Here is a 1,840-nt window from a genome sequence, read left to right as displayed (position 1 = left end):
CACTCTGAATGGATTTAATGCTAACTAAATCAATAATATAGAAGTGAATGGTGCCGATAATAGGAGTCGAACCTACGACCTTCGCATTACGAATGCGATGTTATTCTATATCCACCCCTTTAAAAATCTGTCTTTAAAACCACTAACTCATTTTAAAACATGAAGTTATAACAATCACCTATTGATTGAAATTGATAGGTGTTGATGTTTATTTCCCTAATTTACTTACACCATCCGTTACATTATGGTGATGTAACATTTCTCATCTGGAGCTCTAAAGTGGCACTTCCAAGACAAAAACTCACCTTCGAGCGTATTCGAAAATTTGCTTTATCTGAAGGAAAAGACCAAACATTTCTTTGGGATGCAGATGTAACAACCCTTGCATGTCGGGCAACTCGTGGAGCCAAAGCCTTTGTGTTCCAAAGCGTATATGCGGGGAGAACCCTTCGCATGACTATTGGCAACATTAATGACTGGAGGATTGATGATGCGAGGACCGAAGCCAGGCGGTTACAAACGTTGATCGATACCGGGATAGATCCACGTATTGCTAAGGCAGAAAAAATCGCAGAAGCAGAATCGCAGCAAGCTGAATCACGTAAAACAAAAGTGACTTTCTCCGTCGCCTGGGAAGACTACCTACAAGAGTTGAGAACAGGTATCAGCGCAAAAACTAAACGCCCATATTCTACTCGATACATTGCCGATCACATTAACTTGTCCAACCGTGGAGGCGAAAGTAAAAAAAGAGGTCAGGGCCCGACCTCGGCTGGACCATTAGCTAACTTGCTCGACCTACCGTTATCAGAGCTAACCCCAGAGTACATAGCTGCGTGGCTTAGTACAGAAAGGCAAAATAGACCTACCGTCACTGCTCACGCTTATCGCCTACTACGTGCTTTCATTAAATGGAGTAATTATCAGAAAAAATATCAAGGAATCATTCCTGGCGATCTGGCACAAGATTACAACGTAAGAAAAATGGTTCCCGTGTCAGCGAGCAAAGCCGATGATTGCTTACAAAAAGAACAGCTAAAAAGCTGGTTCAGTGCCGTGCGTAACCTCAACAATCCCATTGCATCGGCATATCTCCAAGTACTTTTGCTCACTGGTGCACGGCGTGAAGAAATTGCGTCACTTCGGTGGTCTGACGTAGATTTCAAATGGTCAAGCATGAGGATTAAAGACAAGATCGAAGGCGAACGTATCATCCCTCTCACTCCTTATGTTTCTGAGCTGTTAAGTGCGCTAGCGCAATTCCCAAATTCTGACGTAAATAAGGAGGGTTGGGTTTTCAGGAGTAACAGCAAAAGCGGCAAAATTATTGAACCTCGTTCAGCACACAATCGAGCGTTAAGCCGCGCTGAGTTACCACATATCAGTTTGCATGGATTACGCCGTAGTTTCGGGACCCTCGCTGAATGGGTCGAAGTACCAACAGGCATTGTTGCGCAAATTATGGGCCATAAACCTAGTGCTCTTGCTGAAAAACACTATCGCCGCCGTCCGCTGGACTTGCTCCGAAAATGGCACGAAAAAATTGAGACATGGATCTTAGAACAAGCAGGAATTAAAACAGCGTTGAATAGTGTTGATTTATTTAAAAATCAGTGAGTTACAAAAACACCCATATGTTGACAGAAAACATTTTTCAGGTATTTTTAATCACAGTCTAAAGATATTTCACTCACTCAGCAGGAGATAAACTACAGTGATTCACACAATAACTGAATTTACAGAAATTCAACCAGAAGCTATCAGAGCTAAGGAAGGTGCGAACAAGTTCCTGATATGAGATCATCATATTCATCCGGAGCGCATCCCAGAGGGACATCAT

1 protein-coding gene is annotated in these 1,840 nt (G+C 42.7%); it reads left to right on the top strand.

Annotated elements, in window-relative coordinates; translation table 11 throughout:
• Window positions 1-204: 204 nt before the first annotated feature.
• Complete coding sequence (locus tag GF617_RS26790; RefSeq protein WP_203452773.1) at window positions 205-1,617, top strand: integrase family protein; 1,413 nt, start codon at window positions 205-207, stop codon at window positions 1,615-1,617.
• Window positions 1,618-1,840: the final 223 nt, after the last annotated feature.

Source organism: Lelliottia sp. RWM.1 (assembly GCF_016859735.1).
In the GTDB taxonomy this organism is placed as follows: Bacteria; Pseudomonadota; Gammaproteobacteria; order Enterobacterales; family Enterobacteriaceae; genus Enterobacter.
The sequence above is the reverse complement of the archived record's forward strand: the minus strand, read 5'-3'. Positions and strand labels throughout refer to the sequence as shown.